This is a genomic window from Streptomyces sp. NPDC059080 (assembly GCF_042739975.1).
GTDB lineage: Bacteria > Actinomycetota > Actinomycetes > Streptomycetales > Streptomycetaceae > Streptomyces > Streptomyces benahoarensis.
On record NZ_JBHYGX010000024.1, the window covers coordinates 25,033 to 42,437 of the forward strand.

Here is a 17,405-nt window from a genome sequence, read left to right on the forward strand (position 1 = left end):
CGGATACGACTCCAACCCCTGGACCGGCATCCCCGGAAAAGCCGTAGACATCGGAGTCGCCGCCGACGGCACCGTCTGGCACGTCAACGCCGACGGCGGAATCTACCGCTACACCGGAGACCAAGGCCCCACCCCCTGGATCAACATCTCCGGCGGCCTCACCCGCATCTCCGTCGGATCCAGAACCCACGTATGGGGAGTGAACTCCCTCGGCCAGATGTACCGCTACACCGGATACGACTCCAACCCCTGGACCGGCATCCCCGGAAAAGCCGTAGACATCGGAGTCGCCGCCGACGGCACCGTCTGGCACGTCAACGCCGACGGCGCAATCTACCGCTACACCGGAGACCAGCCGAGCTGACCTCGGTCAGCAAGCCCGAGAGGCCCCTGCCGGGATCGCACGGGCCTCTCGCCCCCTTCCACCGGGCAATGTCACCACGCACCGATCCCTCTACGGCCACGCGAGTGACCCACCGAACGACACGCCTAGAGCCTGTCGGGCTCGTCCTCACCTTCCTGTCCTGCCCGGACCGCCCGCCGCCGCACCGCGAGCCGCTCCAACGACCATGTGGTCCACGGGTGTTCGGGGCCGAGCACCCGTGCCCGCGCATCGGCCACCCGCTCGGCCTGCGTCACCGCTTCTTCGCGCTTACCCAGCTCACCGAGGACGCGGCTCAGCAAGGAGCGGGCGGCGAGGGTCTTGGGGTGGTCCGGTCCGTAGGTGCGCTCGAAGGCGGCCACCGCGCCACGGACGAGGGGCAAGGCCCGGTCCTGATGACCGCTGACGATCAAGGCGAAGCTGTAGTTCAGCTCGGCGGCCAAGGTGATCGGGTGCCCGGGGCCGACCGTGCTGCGGCAGTCCGCCAGCAGCTCGGGGCCGGTGATCGGGTCCAGCTCCGGGCCGACCGTGAACTCCAGCAGGTAGGTCCGCGCGATGAGCATGGACGGGTGGGCCGTGCCCAGCATGGCGGCCCGGCCCTCGACGGCCCACCGCAACAGCGACATTGCCTCCGTCTTCCGATCGAGCCCCCAGAACAGCACCGAGGACAACCCCACACAGCTCTCCAGCGTCTCGACGGCATCCGCGCCGAACGCGGCGGTGCAGTCGTCAAGGGCACGGCGGTGAGCCGCCTCCGCTTCCTCGTACCGTCCGAGCCGGTAGAGGGCCCGTCCGACCCGTTGGCGGAGCGCGATCACCGCGGGGTGGTCCGCGGTCGGCAGCTCCGTCGCGCGCCCGAGCGCGTCCTGCGCCACCGACAGCGCGGAGGCGTAGTCGCCCGCCCGGTGCAGGGCCGTCACGAGCCGCAACGCGCAGTCCAGCACCCGGGCCAGGGGCTCCGGACCGATCTCGGGCCATTGACACGCCCGGCGCAGCAACGCCCGGATGTGCGGCGCGAACGGAGCGAGTGACGGATCCTCGCGCGCCCACGGCTGCGTCGCCTCGGGCAGCACCGTGCCGAGCAGCTCGGCGGCGGCGCCGACCAGCGATCCGCGCTGCTCTGCCGGGGTGCTCCGGGCGATGCTGTCGAGCAGTACCCCGTGGGTGCGCACACAGCGGGGCGGGCCGGGTACGAGGCGGGTGAGCGAGTGGTCGAGCAGTCCACGGAGCGCCGTCTCCACCCGGGCGCGGGGCAGCACCGCGCCGATGCCGGGACCGGCCAGCAGGTGAAGCGGCAGCGGGTCGTGGGACCAGCAGGCGAGCAGCCGGATCAAGGTCGTGGCCTCGGGTAGCCCGTGGGTACGCAGTGCGTCCAGGGACAGTTCCCAGGTGTTGCTGGCGAGATGGCGCGAGTCGTGGCCGCTGCCGTACGCGGCCCCTTGGTCGAGCAGTTCTATGGCGTCCACCTCGGAGCCCCGGTCGAGGACCCGCCCGTACTCTGCCATGTTCCACGGGTCGATCACCTGGTGTGCCAGGTAGCCGCCCGCGAGGGTGAGTGCCAGCGGCAGCCGCCCGAGCCGGTCCGCGACCTCGGCCGCCTCCTCCACCGTCCCGCTCTCCGGAGCCAGATCGCACAGCACCCGTGCCGCATCCTCCCGCGGCAGTACCCCTACGTGATGCAGCTCGGCGCCGGGCCACCAATGCGCGGCGACCTGCCGGGTGGTGACGAGGGTGGTGCCGCGCGGGCTGGTGCGCAGCCAGCTGCCGTCACGCAGGATGGCCGGGTCGTCGGCGTTGTCGATCACCAGCAGCCATGGCTGGTCGGACCGGTCCAGTCGGTCCCACACCAGGTCGGCGGCGGCTCGCAGCCCGCTGCGCGCGGCGGTCAGCTCGCCTTCGTCCGCCCCGCGGTCCGCGGCGACGGCGAGCATGCCGGCGCGTAGTGAGGTCAGGTCGGAGGCATTCACCCACAGCCCGATCCGGTCGCCCTCGGCGGTCGCGGAACGGAAGATCTCGGAGGCGACGGCGGTCTTGCCGCAGCCGCCCAGGCCGTACAGGACGTAGACGTCGTGAGCGGCGCCCTCTTCGAGAGCGGCCCTCAGCCGCGCCAGCAATTCCACCCGGTCCCGCAGGACCACCGGAGAGCGCCCTATGGCCGGTCGCCGTACGGAGTCCGGCGCCGCCCCAGGCATGGCGGTCCAGGCATCACCGTGGTGGTGGTGCTCGGTGATGTGCTGGTCCCCACCGGACTGATAGACGCGGCCGTTGCTCTCGGCCCGGCCCTCGGTCGACCCACTCATCGGCGCATGCTCCTCACGCTGCCGCGCACCGGTTGGCGTATCAGCGGACGGTGGGCGGTCCGAGCGGGGCGATCTCCCGCTCGAAGAACTCCGAGAATTCCTCGCCCTTGCGGTACAGGGACTCAAATTCGGTGAGTGTCGTCGCGATCCGCTCGGAATCGGTGAACCGGCGCGCACCCGCGCCCTTCAGTTCCTCGTCGTAGATCACGGCGTACATCACTGAATTCCCGAGGACCACGACCTCCGGAAGTGGCTCCGCACGCTCCAGGTCGGCGATCTCCCGGGCATCCAGTACTCGGATCTCCTCGCCCAGCTCGGACCGGAGCCGGAAGGAATTCATCTCCCACTGGAGATACGGGGCCACGGGGAATTCGACGATACGAAGCCTCCGGAACGCCAGGCCGCGTCGCGCGCAGCCCTGGAAGTACGCGGCAACGGAATCCCGCCCGGCTTCGATCAGACGCAACGCGCCCGCCCAGTCCCCGGAGGCGAAGGCATCCCAGCTGGGCGACCCCTGCTCCTTGAACGTCTGACCACGCTCGATCTTGGCGAGGAGGGAGATGTCGCTCTCGTAGAACCGGCCGAAGTCGGCGAGGTAGTCCGGCCTCTTGAGGATCTCGCCGGCGCCGTCGCGGAAGCACTCAAACACGAGGAATGGCTCCCTTCGCCGCGATGAGCATGCTGCGGGGGATGACCACGAGGCGTTCGTCCGAGCTGATGGAGACTCCGTCCGGCAGGCGGGCGCCGAGGGAGGTGGTGAGATCACGTCCGATCACAGCGATGTCGCCGTTCTTCAGCTCCCAGATGTCCGGACATTCAGGACCACCGTTGGTCGCACCCAACTCCAGGGCCGATTTCCCCAGACGCCTCTTGAAGTCCGTTCCCGGATCCGCTTCCCATGGCCTGCTCATGACGCCGCCCCTCTGTCACCTTGTCGCTCCAACGTAGCAGTGGCATTCAATCAAATTCCTTACGTCGTAAGGGTTTTGACCTAATCAGGTGAAGGCAGCGAGGACGCATGGCCAGGGTCCTACGCCGACCCACCCGCCATCGGCGCCACCGCCACCCCCGGCGCCCCACCCGCGTACAACCGCGCGATCACATCCTCGATATCCGGCTCGCGGATCGACAGATCCACCAGCGGGTAACGCTCGGCGATGGAGGCGACCAGCGGGGCGGCGCTCGCCGAGGCGGGGAAGGACAGCCATTGGCGGGGGCCGGCGACCTTGACCGTGCGGGCGCCGGGTACGCCGTCGATCGGGGGGAGTTCGCGGTCCAGGTCGACCACGAGGGTCCGCTCGCCCTCGCCCGCCGCGCGGAGCCCGGCGAGTTGGCCGTCGTAGACCAGGCGGCCGTGGTCGATGACCATCACCCGGCGGCACAGCTGCTCGATGTCGGTGAGGTCGTGGGTGGTCAGCAGGACGGTGGTGCCGCGTTCCGCGTTCACGTCGCGGAGGAAGGAGCGGACCTTCGCCTTGCTGACGACGTCGAGGCCGATCGTCGGCTCGTCGAGGTAGAGCACCTCGGGGTCGTGCAACAGCGCCGCCGCGATGTCCCCGCGCATCCGCTGCCCGAGCGAGAGCTGCCGTACCGGCACGTCCAGCAGCGGCGCGAGGTCCAGCAGCTCCACGCAGCGCTCCAGGTTGGCGCGGTAGGCGGCGTCCGGGACGCGGTACATCCGGCGCACCAGCTCGTAGGAATCCCTCAGCGGCAGGTCCCACCAGAGGGTGGTGCGCTGGCCGAAGACGACGCCGATACGGCGGGCGAGGCGTACGCGGCCTCCGGCGCCGCCCGCCCCGGAGCGGGCGAACGGGTCGATGCCCGCGACCCGCAGCCGCCCGGCGCTGGGCATCAGAATGCCCGTCAGCATCTTGATGGTGGTGGACTTCCCGGCGCCGTTCGGGCCGATGTAGCCGACCATCTCGCCGCGGGCGACGGTGAAGTCCAGCCCGGCGACGGCCCGTACCTCCTCCCGCACCCGCCGCAGTCGCCCCACCTTGCGCCGCACCGAGAACACCTTCTCGACCCCGGCCACCTCGATCAGCGCGTCCACCACAATTCCCCTTCCTCATACGTTCGTCGGATCGCCACGTCAGCTGCCGGTGCTGCGGTACGTGGTGAGCGCGCGGCGCCACAGGAGGCCCGCGGCCGTGCAGAGCAGCGCGGCGACCGCCGGGCCCAGGAAGGCCACCCACTGCGGCAGGCCCAGCGGCTCGGGGCGGCCCAGCAGCCACAGCGCGGGCAGCCAGTTCACGAAGGCCAGCGGGACGATGAAGGTGACGCCGCGCACCAGGTCCCTGGCGAAGACCGTCGGCGGGTACTGGAGCATCGCCTTGCCGCCGTAGGTGAAGGAGTTCTGCACCTCGGCGGCGTCCTGCGCCCAGAACTGGAAGGCGGCGCCCGCCGTGAAGACCGCCCCGAAGATCGCCGTCCCGGTCAGCAGCATCACCGGCACCATCAGCACCCGGCCCGCCGTCCACGCCACGTCGACGTGGCCGAGCGCCCAGCCCAGCACCAGCAGCGCCTGGGTGATGCCGCCCAGCCGCCGCAGCGCGAACCGGTCGGCCGCCAGTTGCGCGAAGACCGGCACCGGGCGCAGCAGCAGCGTGTCCAGCGAGCCGTCCCGGATCCGGCTGCCGAGCCGGTCCATGCTGCCCATGAGCAGGTCCGCCAGGTTCATCGCGGTGCCCGACGCGCCGTAGAGCAGGGCGACCTCGGGCAGCGAGAAGCCGCCGAGGACGTCGACGCGGGAGAACATCAGCAGCAGCGCGACGAAGTCCAGCGCGGTGGCGGCGAAGTTGCCGAACGCCATCATCACGAACGACGCCCGGTAGGCGAGCGTCGAGCGCACCCACATCCACACCAGCAGCCGGTACGCGCGCAGCCCGTGCGCCACCACCGCCATCCGCCCCTCGGCGTCCACCATCCGCCCCTCGGCGTCCGGCGCGCGGTCCGCGGGCGGCGCGGCCGTTTCCCGCACCCCGTCAGCCACCGTTCACCACCACCTTCCTGGTGGCGTACGACTGCACCAGCTGCCCCAGGGCGAGCAGCGCCACCGCCCAGCCCGCCTGGAGCAGCAGGCCCCGCAGCGCACCGGCGCCGGTGCGCGCGCCGAGCAGTATGTCGGCGGGGACCTGGAGCAGCGCCGCCCAGGGCAGCAGCTGCGCGGCGTGCGCGAGGGCGTCGGGGAAGACCGGCAGCGGCAGGACCATGCCGGAGAAGAACGTCGCCGCCAGGCCGGTGATCATCGACAGGCCGGCGCCGTCCAGCAGCCAGAACGAGGTGAGCGCCACCAGATACCGCAGACCGAAGCTGACGACGACCGCCAGGATCGCCGAGGTCAGGAACAACAGCCAGGTCAACGGCGCGTCGGGCAGGGCCAGTTCGAAGAAGCAGGCGCCGACGGCGAGTGGGACGACGCCCCGGCCGACCAGCTGGAGCACCGCCCGCCCGAGGTCGGCGGCGAGCCACCACAGCTGGAGGTCGGCCGGGCGGTGCAGGTCCACCGCGATGTCGCCGGTGCGGATGCGGTCCTGGAGTTCGGCGATGCCGCCGCCGGCCATCATCGAGGTGGCGGCGAGCAGTGCCTGCCCGGTCCAGGCGAAGGTCAGCGCCTGCGGCAGGTCGTAGCCGCCCAGATGGGGCCGCTGGTCCCAGAGGGCGGTGTAGGAGTAGGCGACGATGAAGCCGAAGACGGTGTTGGTGAACACTCCGGCCGCGGTGGCGACCCGGTAGGTGGCGTAGCGCCGGAAGCTTCCGGTCGCCACGGCCGCGTAGAGCATCGAGCCGATTCCCTTTCCTGTTCGGCGCCGTGGGGCGCGGACGTGGTGCTGCGTCCGGCGCCGTGACGCGCGGATGTACGGCGCCCGGTCCGCCGGGCGCGCGGGGTGCCCGCCTCGCGGGCGTGCACCGGCGGACGGCCGTGGGGCGCCGGGCCGGACGGTGCCGGGCGGGCGCACCGGCGGCGGCCGGGCGGGGTGCGGAGGCGGAGGCCGAGGCGGAGGCCGAGGCGGAGGCGGATGAGGAGGCGGATGAGGATCGGGGGCGGGGGCGGGGGCGGGCGACGGGGCCGCGCCCGGGCGTCGGGCCGTGTTTCCGGGGGCTGAGGTCCGGCGGCGTACATGCCGGGGCGGGGCCCGGCGGCAAAACACCGGAGCTTAGCGGGACACCCGCCGCGGGCACCACGCATTTATCACCCGTGGGGGTGAGACGGGGGCGCCATCCGGCTGCCCGTGGACCGGTCACCGGTGTGTGCCGCACCCCGGGAACGGATCAGATGATGCGACAGTACGTATCGGGACGAGCACCATCATTCCCGAACATCGCGCGCATTCCTTCCGGTACCGGCCCGCCGCGGCATCCGCCCCGGCGGCGGCAGAGGAGTCCCACCAGACATGAGCGAAGAGCCGCACGGCCCGGAGAACGGCGGCCCCCGGAAGTGGGGCCCCCGCCCCGGCACACCGGCAACCGCGGGGAAGGACACCGCCCGGCGCCGCCGGCGGCGCACCGGCTGGCGCCGCGCCTTCCCCACCTGGCGGATGTTCCTCGGCTCCGCCCTGCTGGTCGTGCTGCTCGTCCTGGGCGGACTGGTCGCCGGATACCTCCTCGTCGACATCCCGGCCGCCAACAGCGCCGCCCGCGCCCAGAGCAACGTCTATCTCTACGCCGACGGCTCCGAGCTGGCGCGCGACGGCGACATCAACCGCGAGAACGTCGCCCTCGCGCAGATCCCCAAGCGCATCCAGCGGGCCGTCCTCGCCGCCGAGGACCGCGACTTCCACTCCGAATCGGCCGTCGACCCCGCCGCCATGCTCCGCGCCGCCTGGAACACCGCCACCGGCAAGGGCCGACAGTCCGGTTCGACCATCACCCAGCAGTACGTCAAGAACTACTACCTCGGCCAGGAACAGACCCTCACCCGCAAGGCCAAGGAGTTCTTCATCGCCATCAAGCTGGACCGCGAGGTCAGCAAGGAGAAGATCCTGGAGGGCTACCTCAACACCAGCTACTACGGCCGCAACGCCTACGGCATCCAGGCCGCCTCCCAGGCGTACTACGGCAAGAACGTCGACCAGCTCACCACCGCCCAGGGCGCCTACCTCGCGGCCCTCCTCAACGCCCCCAGCGCGTACGACGTCACCGCCCACCCCGAGAACCGCTCCCGCGTCCTCGACCGCTGGAGGTACGTCCTGAACGGCATGGTCAAGGAGCACTGGCTCAGCGCCGCCGACCGCGACGCCATGACCTTCCCCGCCCCCCTCTCCACCACCACCCCCGCCGGTCTCACCGGCCAGCGCGGCTACGTCGTCAAGGCCGTCACCGACTATCTGACCGACCATCACCTCGTCGACGAGGACACCCTGCGCTCCGGCGGCTACCGCATCACCACCACCCTGGAACGCAAGCGCCAGGACGCCCTCACTCACGCCGTCGGCGCCAAACTCACCGACCGGCTCAGCGACACCCGCCCCGTCGACGCCGCCGTCCGCGCCGGTGGCGCCTCCATCGACCCGGCGACCGGCCGCGTCGTCGCCCTCTACGGCGGCACCGACTACGCCAAGCAGTACGTCAACAGCGCCACCCGCCGCGACTACCAGGTCGGCTCCGTCTTCAAGCCGCTGGTCTTCGCCTCCGCCGTCCAGAACGGCTCGGTCACCCAGAGCGGCGCCCGCATCACCCCGAACACCCCCTATGACGGCACCAACAAGCGCATGGCCGTCCAGCACGGCCACTCCACAGGCTTCGCCCCCGCCAACGAGGACGACCGCTCCTACGGGCAGATCACCGTCACCGCCGCCATGGACAAGTCCGTCAACGCCGTCTTCGCACAGATGGGTATCGACGTCGGCCCCGCCAAGGTCAAGGACACCGCCGTCGCCCTCGGCGTCCCCGAGGACGCCCCCGGCCTCGCCACCTCCCAGGGCGCCATCTCCCTGGGCACCGCCACCCCCAGCGTCCTCGACATGACCCAGGTCTACGCCACCCTCGCGCACCACGGACGGCACCGCCCGTACACCCTCGTCGACAAGGTCACCAAGGACGGGCAGCAGATCGCGCTGCCCGACCGGCCCGAGACCACCGCCGTGAGCCGCTCCGCCGCCGACACCACCACCTCGATGCTCCGCAACGTCGTCGACGGCGGCACCGCCACCGCCGCCCAGGCCGCCGGGCGGCCCGCCGCGGGCAAGACCGGTACCGCCGAGGACGACAAGGCCGCCTGGTTCGCCGGGTACACCCCCGAACTCGCCACCGTCGTCGCCGTCCTCGGCCAGCACCCGGAGACCGCCGCGCAGCAACCCCTCTACGGCGCCGCCGGGCTGCCCCGCGTCAACGGCGGCGGCTTCCCCGCCCAGATCTGGGCCGACTACACCGCCGCCGCCCTGCGCGGGCAGCCGGTCCGCACCTTCGACCTGAAACTGGAGCCCGGCGCCCAGAACTCCGCCTCCCCGGGCCCGTCCGCCTCGGGCGCCTCCCCGTCCCCGTCCGGCTCCGCCACCGTGCCCGGCGCCGCACCGACCGGCGGCCCGCAGCCCACCAACCGGCCCGGCGCCCCCACCGCGGGGCCGCCGCCCGCCGGTCCCGGCACGGACGGCGGCGCAGGGGGGAACGGCGGCGGCGAGGGCGGTTACGGCTACTGAGCGAGGCCGCCGGGCGGGCGGCGGCGCCCGCCCGTGCCCGCTAATGCCCCGACGTGGCTTTCAGCCCCACCACCGCGACCAGCAGCAGACAGATGAAGAAGATCCGGGCCGCGGTCACCGGCTCACCGAGGACCACCATCCCGACCACGGCCGCACCGGCGGCGCCGATCCCGACCCACACGCCGTACGCCGTACCTATCGGCAGCGTCCGCGCCGCGACCGACAGCATCAGCATGCTCGCCACGATGCCCGCGCCGGTGAACACGCTCGGCCACAGCCGCGTGAACCCGTCGGTGAACTTCATCCCGATCGACCAGCCGACCTCCAGCAGACCGGCGACCGCGAGCAGGATCCATGCCATGACGGCACCTCCATGAAAGAGCTTCAACAGGGGGGTGCGTCGTCTTTTCCTGCCCGGTACGGCGCGTCTCGTCGGGTGATTCCGAGGCTAGCAAAGGGCATGCACAACGGGCGGTGACCTCGATCACCGCCCGTACACCCGCGGGCCCGCTCCCGTACGGCGGCGGGCCCCGGAACGTCCTACAGGTACAGCCCCGTCGAATCGTCCGCGCCCTCCAGCCGCTCCGCGGCCACCGCGTGCAGGTCCCGCTCCCGCATCAGCACGTACGCCACCCCGCGCACCTCGACCTCGGCGCGGTCCTCCGGGTCGTACAGCACCTGGTCGCCGATCTCCACGGTCCGTACGTTCTGTCCCACGGCGACCACTTCGGCCCAGGCCAGCCGACGGCCGACGGCGGCGGTGGCCGGGATGACGATGCCCCCGGTCGAGCGGCGCTCGCCCTCGGGGATGTCCGTCCGCACCAGCACGCGGTCGTGCAGCATCCGGATCGGCAGCTTGTCGTGGGTGTCCTTGGCGTTATTCGGGCTCACGGCACGACCGTACCCGCACCCCGGCCGCCGCCCGACCGCCGGGCGCCGCTCAGCGGCAGGCTCAGCCGCGCCGCTTCCGGGAGCGCACCACCAGCAGGCCCACGACGCCGACGCCGACCATCGCGACCGGCACGATCCGCTCCAGCCGCGGCGCACCGTCCTCCGACACCAACTGGGCGCGGACGTCCGACACCACGCGGTTGACCGTCACATAGGCGCGACCGGCCGTGCGGTCCACCGCCTCGACGGTCTTCGCCTTCGCCTCACCGATGATCGTCTTCGGGTGCAGCCGCACGCCGATCTCGTCGAGCATCACGGCGAGATCCTGCCGCCTGCGGACGATGTCCGCCTCGATCTGCGCAGGGGTCCTGGCTTCCGACACCGCGCTGCCTCCGTCGTCTCGGGCCGATGCGTACGGGGCCGGGCACGAGGCCCCGTACGGAACCGGCCACCACATGCGTACCGATTCGTGCACACAGTCTGTCAGCTCACACCCCGCCGCGCCCCACAGCACCCCCTGTAACGCTCGGCCCCCACGCACCGGCACAGCCGGGCCGCCCGCCCGACGCCGTAATCTCGGGGCGTACGGAACCTTCGAAGGAGAGCCATGAGCGAGCGACTGCAGCCCGGCGACACCGCCCCCGCCTTCACCCTGCCCGACGCGGACGGAAACGAGATCTCGCTCGCCGGCCACAAGGGCCGCAAGGTCATCGTCTACTTCTACCCGGCCGCCCTCACCCCCGGCTGCACCAAGCAGGCGTGCGACTTCACCGACAACCTCGACTTCCTCGCAGGTCACGGCTACGACGTCATCGGCATCTCGCCCGACAAGCCGGAGAAGCTGGCGAAGTTCCGCGAGAAGGAAGAGCTGAAGGTGACGCTCCTCGGCGACCCCGACAAGAAGGTCCTGGAGGCGTACGGCGCCTTCGGCGAGAAGAAGCTGTACGGCAAGGTCGTCACCGGCGTGATCCGCTCCACCGTCGTCGTCGACGAGGACGGCAAGGTCGAGCGCGCGCTCTACAACGTGAAGGCCACCGGCCATGTCGCGAAGATCATCAAGGATCTGAAGCTCGCCACTCCTTCCTGACCTGCGGAAATACTGACGCCCGGATGTCCTGACCCGCGGATGGGCCGAGGAGGCCGGTCGGGCGGCCTACCCCCGCCCGTCCGGTCCCTCCGCCGCCACCGCCACCCGGTCCGGCAGCTCCAGCACCGCCCGGGCGCCGCCGTCCTCCGCCGCACCGAAGTCCAGCCGCGCCCCCAGCACCCCGGCCTGACCCACCGCGATCGTCAGCCCCAGACCGTGCCCGGTCCCCCGCTCCGGCGCCGCCGTACGGAACCGCCGCGGCCCCTCCGCGCGCAGATCCGCCGGATACCCCGGCCCGTGATCCCGCACCACGATGCGGTTGCCCGCCACCACCACCTCGATCGGCGGCTTCCCGTGCCGCTCCGCGTTGGCCAGCAGATTCACCAGCACCCGTTCCACCCGGCGCCGGTCCGTCTCCACGATCCGCGGCTCCCCCTCGACCGTCACCGTCACCTCGTCCACGCCACGCTGACCCGCCGCCCGCCGTACGATCCCCCGCACCAGCGAAGGCAGCTCACAGGCGTCCACGTCCGCCCGCTCCACCCCGGCGTCCAGCCGCGACACCTCCAGCAGGTCCTCCACCAGCCGCCGCATCGCCTGCGCCCGGTCCCGCACCAGCTCCACCGCCCGTGGCTGCGGCAACAGCTCCGCCGCCGCCACCAGCCCCGCCACCGGCGTCCGCAGCTCATGCGCCACATCCGCGGTGAACTCCCGCTCCGCCTGCGCCTGCGCCGCCAGCGACGTCGCCATGTGATGCACGCTCCGGCCCAACTCGGCCACCTCGTCCCGCCCCGCGCTCGCCAACCCGTCCCACTCCAGCTCCGGCCCCGCACCCGCCGCTATCCGCCGCGCCGCCGCCGCACTCAACCGCAGCCGCCGCGACAGCCGCTGCGCCACGAACCACGACACCACCGCCATCAACACGACCGTGCCCACACCCGCGATCAGCAGCGCCCGGTCCAGCGCCACCCGCGCCGGATCGTCCTCCGGATACGCCGCCGACACCGACAGCGACCGCCCCCACCGCGCGCCGCCCGTCCCGTCATCGACACCCGTCGCCGCCCACACCCGCGGATCCTCGCCCCCGCTCAGATACGTCCCCGACCGCCCCGCGAACACCGCGTCCCGCAACGGCCCCGGCAGCGCCGCGTCGTCCAGCTGCGCCCCCATCGCCAGCGTCCCGTCCCGCTCGTATATCTGCACCGCCGAACTGAGCCGGACGTCCTGATACGCGCGCGCCGCACGCTCCCGCCCGGCGTCGGCGATGTGATGCACCGCGAAACCCAGCACCACCACGGCGAGCGCCGTCACACACGAAATGGCCAGCGCGATCCGGCCCCTGATCCCCATCACGCGAGGCTGTACACCTCCGTCGTGTCCCCCATCGGCGTCGAACCGTCGTACGTCACCTCCAGCCCGGTGAACGCCCGGCCCCCCTTGACCGTCCGCACCCCGTACAGCCGGAACCGCGCCGGGAACACCGCGTCCCCCGCCGCCCCCGCCGCCGCCTTCTCCACCTGCACCACGCCCCGGCCCTCCGCCGACGTCCGGCCGTACCGCTCCCAGGTGATCCCCGTCGCCACCATCCCCGAGTCCGCACACGTCAACGTGATCACCTGCGGCTCGACCTCCAGCTCACCGAAGCCGCAGTCCCGCACCCCGGGCAGCCCGTCCGGCGCCGCCTTCTGCGGCGCCTCCCCGGGCGCCGGACGCAGCCGCGCCGCCGACGTCTGCGGCGCCACATCGACCGCCGACGCGTGCCGGCCCGCCTGCGCACCCCACACCCCGGCCGCGATCAGCACCGTGAGCACGGCGCCCACCGGCACAGCGGTACGCCACCCCACCCGGCGCGCCCCTACGCGGTCGCCCATCGCCCTCTCCTTCCGGGGCCACGGCCCCGCACCCCGCCCGTACACCCGACGCCACCACCCCCCGCGAGGGGCCCGGCGAACGGCGGCTTCGCGGGCGCATGGCAACGGCACCGGCCCACCCTGCCCCGGCCCCCGCACGGGCTGATTGCCCGCGCACGGCGATGACCGCGCGGCTTCGTACCAGTTCTGTAACAACGCCCCGCTGACCGGGTTCGGGGAGCCCCCGCTCGCGGACCTCGAAACCCCAGGCCACCATGGCTTTCCCCGGACGGCTCAGCCGGGGTGACGTACCTCCCCTTCCGGAGCCATGGTGGTTTGATCCGCGCTCGACTGCGCAGGCGCACCCGTCGTATCCCCGCGCACTTCGCGCTCTGAACGAGAGGACCGCCTCGTGCCGACCGGCAGCACCGAAGCAGACCCCGCTTCCGAACACGATCCGGAAGCCCTCAAGCGCCACCGTGCGCTCTTCCGTGCCATAGCCCGGCGCAGGAATCCCAAACTGCGGCGCACCGACATCACCATCACCGACGAGCGCGTGGTCAAGCGGGCCGTGAAGGCGGCCGCCCTCGGTAACGCCATGGAGTGGTTCGACTTCGGGATCTACAGCTATCTCGCGGTCACCATCGGCAAGGTCTTCTTCCCCAACGGCAGCGGCACCGTCAGCCTGCTCTCCTCGTTCGCCACCTTCGCCGTGGCCTTCCTCGTCCGGCCCCTGGGCGGCGCCTTCTTCGGCCCCCTCGGCGACCGCGTCGGCCGCAAGAAGGTCCTCGCCCTCACCATGATCATGATGGCGGCGGGCACCTTCTGCATCGGCCTGATCCCCTCGTACGCGGCGATCGGCTTCTGGTCCCCGGCCCTGCTGATCCTCTTCCGGATGGTCCAGGGCTTCTCGACGGGCGGGGAGTACGGCGGCGCGTCCACGTTCATCGCCGAGTACGCGCCCGACAAGAAGCGCGGCTACTTCGGCAGCTTCCTGGAGATGGGCACCCTGATCGGCTACACCGGGGCCGCCGGGATCGTGCTGATCCTCAACACCACCGTCGGCGCCGACGCGATGCTCCACTGGGGCTGGCGCATCCCGTTCCTGGTCGCCGGGCCGCTCGGCCTGGTCGGTCTCTACCTGCGGCTGAAGCTCGACGAGACGCCCGCCTTCCAGAAGCTGGAGGCGTCCCAGACACACTCCGCGGCCGGTTCGCCCACCGAGACCGAGGCGGAGTTCGCGCACCTCTCCGAGAACGCCCCCAGGAAGAAGATCGGCGAGATCTTCGCCCAGCAGTGGCCCACGCTGATCCTCTGCATCGCCCTCGTCGGCGCGTACAACATCGCCGACTACATGCTGCTGTCGTACATGCCGACGTACCTCACCGACACCCTGCACTACAAGGAATCGCACGGCCTGCTGATCCTGCTGGCCACCATGATCGCGCTGATGCTGATCATCACCACCGTCGGCCGGCTCAACGACCGCTACGGCCGCAAACCGCTGCTGATGAGCGGCATGCTCGGCTTCTTCATCACCGCCATCCCCGCCTTCCTGCTGGTCAAGCAGGGCAGCCTCGGCGCGGTCATCGCGGGCATGGCCCTCCTGGGCCTCTCCCTCGTCTGCCTGCTGGGCACCATGTCCGCCGCCCTCCCGGCCCTCTTCCCCACCAACGTCCGCTACGGCTCGCTCTCCATCGGCTACAACCTCGCCGTCTCGCTCTTCGGCGGCACCACCCCGCTGGTGATCACCGCCCTGATGGACGCCTTCGACGGGAACGTCATGGTCCCCGCCTACTACACGATGGGCGCCGCCCTCGTCGGCGTCATCGCCGTCGCCTGCATGGAGGAAACCGCCCAGCAGCCCCTGGCGGGCTCCCCGCCCTCGGTCGCCACCAAGGAGGAGGCGGTCGAAATGATCACGGCCCAGAACCAGGAGCCGAAGTTCTGAGGGGTGGCGCACGAGGAGGGGCCGAGGGAGGAGCGGCCGAGGAGGGATTCCCCGGCTCTCTTCATCTGACGACCGAGCACTTCCCCGGCCAGGCTCATCAGCGCGGCAAGCCTGGCCCCGTGCCTGCCAACTGCCGGTACGATGAGGACGGCTGGCGGCGGTGGCGCAGTGGCGACGCAGCAGACTTAGGATCTGTGGCCCGTAAAGGGCTTGAGGGTTCGAATCCCTTCCGCCGCACCCTGAATGGCCTGCGAATCGAAGCTTCGGTTCGCAGGCCATTTCCCTGCGTACGGGCTCAGCCCAGAAGCTCCCGCACGACCGGAACCAGTGCCCGGAACGCCTTGCCGCGGTGGCTGATGGCGTTCTTCTCGTCGGGGGTCAGTTCGGCGCAGGTGCGGGATTCGCCGAGGGGCTGGAGGATCGGGTCGTAGCCGAAGCCGCCGGTGCCGGACGGGGTGGGGCGGAGGGTGCCGGGGAGAGTGCCCTCGACGACGCGTTCGGTGCCGTCGGGGAGGGCGAGGGCGGCGGCGCAGGCGAAGTGGGCGGCGCGGTGGGCGGCGTCGATGTCGGAGAGCTGGGCGAGGAGCAGGTCGAGGTTGGCGCGGTCGTCGCCGTGGCGGCCGGACCAGCGGGCGGAGAAGATGCCCGGCGCGCCGCCGAGGACCTCGACGCAGAGGCCGGAGTCGTCGGCGACGGCCGGGTGACCGGTGGCGCGGGCCAGGGCATGCGCCTTCAGCAGGGCGTTCTCGGCGAAGGTGACGCCGGTTTCCTTGACGTCAGGGATCTCCGGGTAGGCGTCGGCGCCGACGAGTTCGACGTCGAGACCGGCGGCGGTGAGGATCGCGCGGAGTTCGGTGACCTTGCCGGGGTTGCGGGTGGCGAGGATGAGGCGGCGGGGTGCGGCGGGCCGCTGCTCGGTGGTGTGCTGCATGGGAGTGATTATCCCGGGGTGCACACCTTGGTCAGTTCGCCGGCCGCGTCGGCGAGCGGCTGGAGGTCGGGGTTCCTGCCGTCCCGCACGGCCTGGCGGGCGCTGTCGATGCCGTCGTTCATGCTCTTCAGGGCCTTGGTGAGGTCGGGCTCTCCGGTGGCGTCGCCGATGCCCTTGAGGTCGTGATCGAGGCCGTCGAGGGCCTTCTCCGTCTGCTCGGGGTGGTCGGCGGCGTTCTGTGCGGTCTGCTGGAGCTTGTCGACGCCGTTGACGACGGCGGCGGCGGTGTGGGCACAGTCCATCGCCTTGTCGACGGCGCTACAGGCGGTAAGCGCGGGTATCGCGAGCGCCGCGGCGGCGAGGGCCGCGAGGGCGGTGGCGGCGGGCCGTCGGCGCGGACGGGTGCTACGGGTGCGCAGGGTCATGGGACGGTTCCTCCCCAAAGTCATGAACAGGTAAAGCAGATAGGGGGGAGAAACGCGCGGGCGGGGGGATTCGGTTGCCGCGAGGCGCTGGTGGATACGCCTCCGGCCGCGCCCCGGGAGGGAACGCGGCCGGACGGTACGAGCGGGCCGGGGCCCGGCGGGAAGGGCCGGGGCTCAGAGGGCGCGGGCGAGGGCCTCACGCTGGGCGGCTTCGAGGTCGGCGCAGCCGGTGACGGCGAGGTCGAGGAGGGCGTTGAGTTCGTCGCGGGCGAACGGCTCGGCCTCGGCGGTGCCCTGGACCTCGACGAAGCGGCCGTCGCCGGTGCAGACGACGTTCATGTCGGTCTCGGCGCGGACGTCCTCCTCGTAGCAGAGGTCGAGGAGCGGCACGGAGTCGACGATGCCGACGCTGACGGCGGAGACGGTGCTGGTCAGGGGCTTGCGTCCGGCCTTGACGATCTTCTTGTGCTGGGCCCAGGTGATCGCGTCGGCGAGGGCGACGTAGGCGCCGGTGATGGCGGCGGTGCGGGTGCCGCCGTCGGCCTGGAGGACGTCGCAGTCGAGGACGACGGTGTTCTCGCCGAGGGCCTTGAAGTCGATGATGGCGCGCAGCGAGCGGCCGATGAGACGGCTGATCTCGTGGGTGCGACCGCCGATCTTGCCGCGGACGGCCTCGCGGTCGCCGCGGGTGTTGGTGGAGCGGGGCAGCATCGCGTACTCGGCGGTGACCCAGCCCTCGCCGGTGCCCTTGCGCCAGCGGGGTACGCCCTCGGTGACGGAGGCGGTGCAGAAGACCTTGGTGTCGCCGAAGGCGACGAGGACGGAGCCTTCGGCGTGCTTGCTCCAGCCGCGTTCAAGGGAGACGGGGCGGAGCTGTTCGGGGGTGCGGCCGTCGATGCGAGACATGGCGTAGAGCCTAGCGGGAACGGGATGGGGGCGGTCCCGCGGCG

18 protein-coding genes, 1 tRNA gene and 1 riboswitch are annotated in these 17,405 nt (G+C 71.8%); of the genes, 5 read left to right on the forward strand and 14 right to left on the reverse strand.

Translation table 11 applies throughout. From position 1 onward, the window contains the following. Positions 1-364 (forward strand): tectonin domain-containing protein (locus ACFWWQ_RS19630; RefSeq protein WP_384597756.1); only part of this gene is annotated, 364 nt, incomplete at its 5' end. 125 nt (positions 365-489) lie between these two features. Here the strand turns inward: ACFWWQ_RS19630 and ACFWWQ_RS19635 are convergent. The 6 genes from ACFWWQ_RS19635 to ACFWWQ_RS19660 form a co-directional block, all read right to left on the reverse strand. Continuing rightward, positions 490-2,682, reverse strand: coding sequence for a tetratricopeptide repeat protein (locus tag ACFWWQ_RS19635; protein WP_384597758.1), 2,193 nt, complete (start codon positions 2,680-2,682; stop codon positions 490-492). Positions 2,683-2,722: 40 nt separating this feature from the next. Further along, complete coding sequence (locus tag ACFWWQ_RS19640) at positions 2,723-3,331, reverse strand: DUF6879 family protein (protein ID WP_384597760.1); 609 nt, start codon at positions 3,329-3,331, stop codon at positions 2,723-2,725. Further along, a complete protein-coding gene (locus ACFWWQ_RS19645) occupies positions 3,324-3,593 on the reverse strand; it encodes a hypothetical protein (protein WP_384597762.1) in 270 nt (89 codons plus the stop codon). Before ACFWWQ_RS19645 ends, ACFWWQ_RS19640 begins: the two co-directional genes overlap by 8 nt. A 119-nt stretch (positions 3,594-3,712) precedes the next feature. Further along, complete coding sequence (locus ACFWWQ_RS19650) at positions 3,713-4,741, reverse strand: ATP-binding cassette domain-containing protein (protein WP_384597866.1); 1,029 nt, start codon at positions 4,739-4,741, stop codon at positions 3,713-3,715. A 33-nt stretch (positions 4,742-4,774) separates the two neighbouring features. Further along, the gene (locus ACFWWQ_RS19655; RefSeq protein ID WP_384597868.1) at positions 4,775-5,608 is read right to left on the reverse strand and encodes an ABC transporter permease; all 834 of its coding nucleotides are present in this window, start codon (positions 5,606-5,608) and stop codon (positions 4,775-4,777) included. A gap of 58 nt (positions 5,609-5,666) precedes the next feature. Next, entirely contained in the window at positions 5,667-6,464 is a 798-nt protein-coding gene (locus ACFWWQ_RS19660) for an ABC transporter permease (RefSeq protein WP_384597764.1), read from the reverse strand. 612 nt (positions 6,465-7,076) lie between these two features. On the opposite strand from ACFWWQ_RS19660, the gene ACFWWQ_RS19665 reads away from it, so the two are divergent. Beyond that, a complete protein-coding gene (locus ACFWWQ_RS19665) occupies positions 7,077-9,320 on the forward strand; it encodes a transglycosylase domain-containing protein (protein WP_384597766.1) in 2,244 nt (747 codons plus the stop codon). Positions 9,321-9,360: 40 nt separating this feature from the next. Here the strand turns inward: ACFWWQ_RS19665 and ACFWWQ_RS19670 are convergent, their stop codons facing one another. From ACFWWQ_RS19670 to ACFWWQ_RS19680, 3 genes are all read right to left on the reverse strand, one after another. Beyond that, positions 9,361-9,681 (reverse strand): DMT family transporter, encoded by a 321-nt coding sequence (locus tag ACFWWQ_RS19670; RefSeq protein ID WP_384597768.1) that lies wholly within the window; start codon positions 9,679-9,681, stop codon positions 9,361-9,363. A gap of 33 nt (positions 9,682-9,714) precedes the next feature. Further along, positions 9,715-9,780, reverse strand: a riboswitch (guanidine-III (ykkC-III) riboswitch). Between the two features lie 80 nt (positions 9,781-9,860). Then, positions 9,861-10,163 carry a GroES family chaperonin gene (locus ACFWWQ_RS19675; RefSeq protein WP_384597870.1) on the reverse strand — a complete coding sequence of 101 codons (303 nt, stop codon included), beginning with the start codon at positions 10,161-10,163 and terminating at the stop codon, positions 9,861-9,863. Positions 10,164-10,272: 109 nt separating this feature from the next. Continuing rightward, the gene (locus ACFWWQ_RS19680) at positions 10,273-10,593 is read right to left on the reverse strand and encodes a DUF3618 domain-containing protein (RefSeq protein ID WP_384597770.1); all 321 of its coding nucleotides are present in this window, start codon (positions 10,591-10,593) and stop codon (positions 10,273-10,275) included. A 225-nt stretch (positions 10,594-10,818) separates the two neighbouring features. Here ACFWWQ_RS19680 and bcp point away from each other — a divergent pair, with 225 nt between their 5' ends. After that, positions 10,819-11,298 carry a thioredoxin-dependent thiol peroxidase gene (gene bcp, locus ACFWWQ_RS19685; RefSeq protein ID WP_384597772.1) on the forward strand — a complete coding sequence of 160 codons (480 nt, stop codon included), beginning with the start codon at positions 10,819-10,821 and terminating at the stop codon, positions 11,296-11,298. A gap of 66 nt (positions 11,299-11,364) precedes the next feature. Here the strand turns inward: bcp and ACFWWQ_RS19690 are convergent, their stop codons facing one another. After that, positions 11,365-12,648, reverse strand: a complete 1,284-nt coding sequence (locus ACFWWQ_RS19690) for a sensor histidine kinase (protein WP_384597774.1) — start codon at positions 12,646-12,648, stop codon at positions 11,365-11,367. Beyond that, positions 12,648-13,169: a hypothetical protein gene (locus ACFWWQ_RS19695; protein WP_384597776.1), complete on the reverse strand. Its 522-nt coding sequence runs from the start codon at positions 13,167-13,169 to the stop codon at positions 12,648-12,650. The genes ACFWWQ_RS19690 and ACFWWQ_RS19695 overlap by 1 nt, the downstream gene beginning before the upstream one ends. A gap of 391 nt (positions 13,170-13,560) precedes the next feature. Between ACFWWQ_RS19695 and ACFWWQ_RS19700 the strand changes: the two genes are divergently transcribed. Together ACFWWQ_RS19700 and ACFWWQ_RS19705 are read left to right on the forward strand one after the other, a co-directional pair. Then, positions 13,561-15,099 (forward strand): MFS transporter, encoded by a 1,539-nt coding sequence (locus tag ACFWWQ_RS19700; RefSeq protein ID WP_384597778.1) that lies wholly within the window; start codon positions 13,561-13,563, stop codon positions 15,097-15,099. Between the two features lie 154 nt (positions 15,100-15,253). Beyond that, positions 15,254-15,336: transfer RNA gene (locus ACFWWQ_RS19705), tRNA-Leu, on the forward strand. Positions 15,337-15,394: 58 nt separating this feature from the next. Here the strand turns inward: ACFWWQ_RS19705 and rdgB are convergent. The 3 genes from rdgB to rph all read right to left on the reverse strand — a co-directional run bounded on the left by rdgB (position 15,395) and on the right by rph (position 17,361). Continuing rightward, positions 15,395-16,030: an RdgB/HAM1 family non-canonical purine NTP pyrophosphatase gene (gene rdgB / locus ACFWWQ_RS19710; protein ID WP_384597780.1), complete on the reverse strand. Its 636-nt coding sequence runs from the start codon at positions 16,028-16,030 to the stop codon at positions 15,395-15,397. Between the two features lie 8 nt (positions 16,031-16,038). Next, positions 16,039-16,455, reverse strand: a complete 417-nt coding sequence (locus tag ACFWWQ_RS19715; RefSeq protein ID WP_384597782.1) for a hypothetical protein — start codon at positions 16,453-16,455, stop codon at positions 16,039-16,041. Positions 16,456-16,629: 174 nt separating this feature from the next. Next, on the reverse strand, positions 16,630-17,361 hold the full coding sequence (gene rph / locus ACFWWQ_RS19720; RefSeq protein WP_384597784.1) for a ribonuclease PH: 732 nt from the start codon (positions 17,359-17,361) through the stop codon (positions 16,630-16,632). Positions 17,362-17,405: the final 44 nt, after the last annotated feature.